This window comes from Coleofasciculus sp. FACHB-712, assembly GCF_014695635.1.
In the GTDB taxonomy this organism is placed as follows: domain Bacteria; phylum Cyanobacteriota; class Cyanobacteriia; order Cyanobacteriales; family FACHB-T130; genus FACHB-T130.
Window position 1 is genome coordinate 1 of record NZ_JACJOQ010000188.1, and the last position, 6760, is coordinate 6760.

At 48.2% G+C, this 6760-nt stretch carries 7 protein-coding genes; 2 read left to right on the plus strand and 5 right to left on the minus strand.

What is annotated here, in order from left to right; genetic code table 11:
- Positions 1-189 (plus strand): hypothetical protein (locus H6F50_RS05225; protein WP_190427084.1); only part of this gene is annotated, 189 nt, incomplete at its 5' end.
- 109 nt (positions 190-298) lie between these two features.
- On the opposite strand, the gene H6F50_RS05230 is transcribed toward H6F50_RS05225, so the two are convergent.
- A complete protein-coding gene (locus H6F50_RS05230; RefSeq protein ID WP_190427087.1) occupies positions 299-988 on the minus strand; it encodes a hypothetical protein in 690 nt (229 codons plus the stop codon).
- A gap of 372 nt (positions 989-1360) precedes the next feature.
- On the opposite strand from H6F50_RS05230, the gene speA reads away from it, so the two are divergent.
- Positions 1361-3418 (plus strand): biosynthetic arginine decarboxylase, encoded by a 2058-nt coding sequence (speA, locus tag H6F50_RS05235; protein ID WP_339380229.1) that lies wholly within the window; start codon positions 1361-1363, stop codon positions 3416-3418.
- Positions 3419-3491: 73 nt separating this feature from the next.
- On the opposite strand, the gene H6F50_RS05240 is transcribed toward speA, so the two are convergent.
- From H6F50_RS05240 to H6F50_RS05255, 4 genes are all read right to left on the minus strand, one after another.
- On the minus strand, positions 3492-4661 hold the full coding sequence (locus tag H6F50_RS05240) for an NDP-sugar synthase (RefSeq protein WP_190413091.1): 1170 nt from the start codon (positions 4659-4661) through the stop codon (positions 3492-3494).
- Positions 4662-4860: 199 nt separating this feature from the next.
- The gene (locus H6F50_RS05245; protein ID WP_339380694.1) at positions 4861-5679 is read right to left on the minus strand and encodes a ScpA family protein; all 819 of its coding nucleotides are present in this window, start codon (positions 5677-5679) and stop codon (positions 4861-4863) included.
- A 29-nt stretch (positions 5680-5708) separates the two neighbouring features.
- Complete coding sequence (locus tag H6F50_RS05250) at positions 5709-6119, minus strand: LapA family protein (protein WP_190413090.1); 411 nt, start codon at positions 6117-6119, stop codon at positions 5709-5711.
- A gap of 383 nt (positions 6120-6502) precedes the next feature.
- The coding region (locus H6F50_RS05255; RefSeq protein WP_190427091.1) for an AI-2E family transporter at positions 6503-6760 on the minus strand (258 nt) is incomplete at its 5' end.

The following is a 6760-nucleotide window of genomic DNA, read 5'->3' on the forward strand; positions in this document are numbered from 1 at the left end:
ACCAAATTAGCTGCATCTCAACCTGCTGATAAGCAAGCAAAACTTTTGGATGAAGCCCGGAAGCTCCGACAAAAGGCGATCTCAGAAGACCCGGTTAACTTCCAACCGGAAGCCCTGAGTAAAAACTGGCTCTGGACAGAAAAAGCAATTAAAGATTGGCGATCGCTACTTTCGACAAGTCAAAAGTAATTCCCGAAAAAACATTTACTTGCACGTTGAATTTTAGTAATTAGTAAAAAAATTTGAGTTTTGAATTAAGAATTTTTTTCTAACTCAAAACTCAAAAGTTTTATAGTAATTACTTTTTGAGCAACGCAGAGAGAGACTGTCGCTTTCGCAGATCCATAATTTCTGCCAGACTATCCTCGCCCCAATCCAGAGGATGATTTTCTTCTGGAGGCACCACCGTTACCTCAGTCATCCCATAATTTGTCATCATTAGGGGCACTTCTTGAGGTTTAGAGAAGCCTTCTGCCGGTTGTGGCGGCATGGGACGACGCTTTTGCTTTTGAGTCGGGCGGCGTTGTTTTTTGCGGACGCTTGCAGTCGGCTTTGATCGTTTGAGAGATTTACGCTGCGGTGAACGACTCAGGTTTAGCGCTATCAACAGCGTTCCAGTGACAAAGCCCAAGGCGATCGCGCCATACAACCACCGTGGCACTTGCTGTTGCTTTGGAGCTTCCGGAACTTCCGGAACCGCTGTAAAACCTGGCAACGGGGTTCCAGATGGCTGACTGGTTGTGAAGCTTGGCAGTAGTGATGCCTCTGGTTCTGGAACCGTCGTTCCGGCAGGCATCGGTTCAACAGATTTAGATTCCTCCTGCTCGATGGGGCCTGTACTAAATAGACCTAGCGCTGCTACTGCTGCGATGGTAATCATAGACGCCCACAAACCGCCCCAAAAGGCGAGTGGGTACTTTTGAACCATCTGGTACAGGAAAACAAGGCTAAAGCGCTGTATAGGAGGCTTATCGGGCTGATTGAGCATTGAACGCCCTCAACTAGCACGGCTGATTGATATTGGGTAATTTATATCAAAGTTTTATCAAATTTTGAAAAACTCGGTATAACTCACTAGAGGCAGATTTTAGCAAAAATTGCCTGCGATCTTCCAAAAAAGAAAATATAGTAACCCGGACAAAGAGATGATTGTAGCAGCCAAGAACCAGAGATTTTGAAGATTTCAGAGTTCTCAAAGCAGAGAATTACTTATCCCCACGCCCCAAATACAAATTTTGGTAACAATGGGATTAAGCAGACATCCAACCGCAGGTACTGATTCAAGACAAGACACCTGCCTATGATAAATGAATGCGATAGACTAGCTACTCGACAGGGCACAGGGAGGATAGATAAAAAAATGGGCGAGCAGTTTACGCCTGCAATTGAAGAAGAGCCATCAGAAGAAGAAATTGTGGCACAGAGTTCATCGAATCGCCGTGGCACCTCCGGTGCCCTTGCCCGGAGAAATGCAGGACGGGAAAAACATGATATGGCTTTGACTCGGCTAAGCCGTGAAAGCTTGCCCCAATCCTGGTCAATAGAAAACAGTGAGAACCTGTATCGGATTGAAGGTTGGGGTCAACCGTACTTTTCGATTAATGCAGCCGGTCACGTTACAGTTTCTCCCAAGGGAGAGCGCGGTGGGTCTTTAGATTTATTTGAACTGGTCAACGCCCTGAAGCAGCGCAATCTGGGGCTACCACTGCTGATTCGCTTTTCAGATATTTTAGAAGACCGGATTGAGCGATTAAATGCTTGTTTTGCGAAAGCGATCGCGCGTTACAACTATTCCGGTACTTACAAAGGTGTCTTTCCGGTCAAGTGCAACCAGCAGCGACACTTGGTTGAAGATTTGGTGCGGTTTGGTAAACCCCATCAGTTTGGCTTGGAAGCTGGCTCGAAGCCAGAGATGATGATTGCTTTGGCAATGTTGGATACGCCTGGGGCATTACTCATCTGCAATGGCTATAAAGACCGAGAATACATCGAAACGGCGATGTTAGCGTCTCGACTGGGGCAAACGCCGCTGATCGTCTTAGAGCAGGTTGAAGAAGTACAGCTGTGTATTGAAGCCAGCCGTCAGTTGGGCATTAAGCCAATTTTGGGCATCCGGGCGAAGCTGAGTACCCAAGGCGTGGGACGCTGGGGAGGATCTACGGGCGATCGCGCTAAATTTGGTTTGACCATTCCCGAAATCATTCACGCAGTCAACGAATTACGAGACGCTGACTTGCTGGATTCGCTGCAATTGTTGCACTTCCACATTGGCTCTCAGATTTCTGCGATCAACGTCATCAAAGATGCCATCCAAGAAGCTAGCCGGATTTACGTCGAGTTAGCCAAGCTGGGGGCTGACATGAAATATCTCGATGTCGGCGGCGGTTTGGGCGTGGATTACGACGGCTCTCAAACCAATTTCTATGCTTCCAAAAATTACAATATGCAGAACTATGCCAACGATATCGTGGCAGAGTTGAAGGAAGCTTGTGCCGAACACCAGTTACCCGTTCCCACACTGATTAGCGAGAGTGGGAGAGCGATCGCGTCCCATCAGTCGGTGCTGATTTTTGATGTTCTCGGCACCAGCGATGTCCCATCCGGGGCACCCGAACCCCCAAAAGAGGGTGAATCTCCGATTATTAATTACCTCTGGGAAACCTACCAATCTATAAACGAAGAGAATTTCCAAGAGCTATACCACGACGCCGCTCAATTCAAAGAAGAAGCCATCAGCCGATTTAATTTGGGGATTTTGCGCCTCACCGAACGAGCCAGAGCCGAGCGTCTTTACTGGGCTTGTTGTGAAAAAATTCTAGCGATTACCAGGAAGCAGGAATACGTTCCCGACGAATTGGAAGACCTAGAAAAAATTATGGCTTCCATCTACTATATCAACCTGTCTGTCTTCCAATCAGCGCCGGATTGTTGGGCAATTGACCAGCTGTTTCCCATCATGCCGATTCATCGGCTGGATGAGGAACCAACACGGCGGGGAATTTTGGCAGACCTCACCTGCGACAGCGATGGCAAAATCGATCGGTTTATCGACCTCAGAGATGTCAAGTCGGTTTTAGAACTGCATACGCTGAAGCCTGACGAACCCTACTACCTGGGGATGTTCTTGAATGGAGCTTACCAGGAAATTATGGGCAATCTGCACAACTTGTTTGGCGATACCAACACGATTCACATTCATTTGACGCCCAAGGCTTACAGGATTGAACATGTCGTCAAAGGTGACACCATGAAGGAAGTCTTGGGTTACGTACAGTACGATTCTGAGGATCTGATTGAGCAGATTCGTCGGCTATGCGAACAAGCGCTTATGGATAAGCGCATTACCATTCAGGAATCCCAGCGATTGCTGCAAAACTACGAGCAGAGTCTCAGTCGGTACACTTATCTGTCGTCCTGATGAGTAATGAGAAATGGGTAGAGAATCCACTTGTGACCCACTACCCATTTCCCAATGATCGCTGACCGATGATTTAAATCGCTTCCATCCCCAGCAGATCGGCGATCGCTTGCCGTTCTGCTGGCGGATTAGAGGGCAGAACTTGACGAGCATCGTTAATCAGCCAATCGAGGGCTGCTGCTTGGACATCAATCGTGGCACCTGTCTTATCCACGCAGTAACGTCCGAACACCAGCTTATCGACTAAGCGCACTCCTGGGCCTAGGCGGGAGTATTCAAAAATCACGCTATTTTCCACCTTGGCACCGCTGCACACCCAGCAATTGGGTCCGATGTAGGTGGGACCGACAATCTTGGCTCCATCTTCAATGCGTGTCATGGCACCAATGTAGACTGGGCCTGTGATGTCAACCTTGTCCCAGTTCACCGCTACATTTAATCCGGTATAAATACCGGGAGCCACTTTCTGTCCGGGAATTGCCACATTTTTGACTTCTCCCAGTAACACGCTGCGAATTGCCTGCCAGTAGTCTGGCACTTTGCCAATATCCACCCACTGGAAGTCCATCGGGATTCCGTAGAAAGGCGCACCCATTTCTACCAGTTTGGGGAATAACTGACCCCCGATATCGTACTCCTCGCCAGAAGGGATGTAATTTAAGATTTCTGGCTCGAAAATATAAATCCCGGTATTGATATTGGTACTGAGCGCTTCCTCCACTGATGGTTTTTCTTGGAAGGCTTTAATTCGTCCCTCTTCATCGGTGACGACGACTCCATAACTGGAAACCTCATTCTGTGGCACTGATTTCATCACAATCGTCGCGATCGAGCCTTTTTCTTTGTGCCACTTCACCGCTGCGGTCAGATCCAAATCGATCAACGCATCTCCGCACAGCACCACAAAGGTGTCATCAAAAAACGGAGAAAAATCTTGGATGCGACGCATCCCGCCAGCAGAACCGACCGCTTCGCCGATCAAGTCGCCATTTTCTTCAATCCGTCCTTCAAAGGAATAGCCAATTTGCACCCCAAAACGCTGACCATCCCGGAAATAGCTTTCAATTTCGTTAGCCAGGTGGCTGACATTGACCATGATCTGGTCAAACCCATGCTGCCTGAGTAGTTCCACCAAGAACTCCATCACTGGTTTTTGCAGAATGGGAATTAAAGGTTTGGGAATGGTGTAGGTAATCGGACGAACGCGGGTACCTTTACCAGCCGCCAGAATCATGGCTTTCATGAATATTTTTTCCTCAACCTAGGCCACTTTGTTTTCGTGCAATTTAGCTGTATCCCATCCCTTCACTGGAGGCAAGGGATGGCTGGTCAAATATTTTAGTCGATTGACCTTGTCGATATTCTAGATGTTTCTCACCCTAGCGTTTAATCAACATACCGGCGGGAACTGAATGCGCCCCTGTTACAGTACAGAATCATCGCTACAGCGTTCGGATTTTTAGGTCTTGGTAGAACTCCTCTTGGGCTAACTCTACCTTAGACTGAGCAGACAGGAGTAACAGCGCCCAAAAAACTCCCACTCGGTCATTGTGTTTCGGCGCAGTCTCCACCTCTTCAGGCAATTGATGCGCGTTTAACGGTGCTGACCGTTGTTTTACCCCTGCCCATAACTCTAACAGCTGGTCTAATTCCAGCCAATCCTGACCGGGGGACATTTGGGGCCAATGACTGCTCAAAAACCGATCTAGGTGAGCTGCGGTTTCGGTCAGATTTTCTTGGTGAGCGAGGGCAGCGATCGCGCGGGCGGTTTGGGAACGAGACTGGGAACGGTAACTTGGGTCTTTAATCGCGTTTGGGCCAGCAGGTTTTTCTTCCAGTACCGTGGCTATTTGCTGTAGCTGTTCGATTAATTCGTGTAGGGTTACACGACGAGTTTGGGGAGGCATTGCTGTCCCTCGGCGTCGCAAATGGCGCTCCAACCGCGTTGGCAATTGTCTGGGATCGGCGGCGGTGTCGTCCAGTTCGTCCTCAGTGGGTTCGAGATTGTCTGGGAGCGATTGCGAAAACAGGGTATCCGCCTTGAGCAATACCAGCATGGACGCATACAGAAACGCCTGCCCGGACTGGGACAGCTCTACTTCAAAGGTGCCAGAGAGCTTCTCCCCAGCTTTCTCCAATTCCAATAAGCATCGATCGATCGCCTCAATCACCTGGACATCCCAAGGGTCGATTTCTCCCCGCTGAGCCAAATCGATTAAAAGGGCGATCGCTTCCTGGGCTGGGCCAATGGTCATCGGCATAAACTCAAGCTCAAATGAAGCTAAATTGATTAGGCAAGGGATTCCTGTTCTTTTGCTGCCGCGAGACTTGCTAGCTTCCCTCCAACTACCTCTGTGTTTTCAGTCTGGAGGGTCGCGTTTAAGGGCAGACTTTGTCTCTCTTCGATTTCTGCCTTGTAGTGTTCAATATTTTCCTCTAATTCTTGGATGCGCTCGTCTTTGGCACGCATCTGACGCAATTGTTTTCCAGATTCTAGACTTCGCAGCAACCGCGCCCAGATACTAAAAATCCACGCTAAGACAGCTCCAAGACCCATTGCCAGAATCAGTTCAATACACAAGGGCGCTTGCACTTCGACACCTTGAACAATTTGAATGGCGGCAGGTTCGGTATTTTCTAAGCTGAATAAAACTAGCGCTAGTAACACCGCGAAGATCAGCAAAAAATTAATCTGTCGCATCAATTAACTCCTAAACAATGCAGATCCCTTGCCAATTTTACAAGGAAGAACGGGATGAATTCGCTATTTAATGATGAGAAGGATTTGAGCCTCACCTATCCTACTCTACGTCTACGCCAAGTGCATACACTCGCCAGGTTTGAGAAAATCTTGAACCCAAAAGGGGTACCTGTTAATGTTGTCTGAATGCAAGAGCGATCGCGCTTATTCTGTATAAAAACTAGAAGCGGATTTCTCCTCATTGAACAAAAATAAAAGTTTTTGAATGACCCAGGCTAAATAATCGTGGGTATCGTGCAGAATCTTTGTTAAGTTTGCCAGCGCATCCTCGCTTAGTTTGTCGTACTGATAGCTTTTCGGGCGGTATCTATTTTAATAATCTTTCAACTGTCATTAGGGTTTCGGGAAACCGTCTCTGTCGTCACAACGGAGGGCTGACGCAAAAGACGGAGAGTATCGATAGTGTCCTTGATTGTACCTGCAAGGGGCACAGACACGAGAACCCCCAGCAGTCCCGCTATCTGACCGCCGATCAATAAAGCGATAAAGATCCAGATCGGATTGAGTCCGGTGAAATCGCCCATTAACTTAGGAGCAAGGACGTTATCTTTGATCTGCTGCATGAAAATCGATGCGATCGC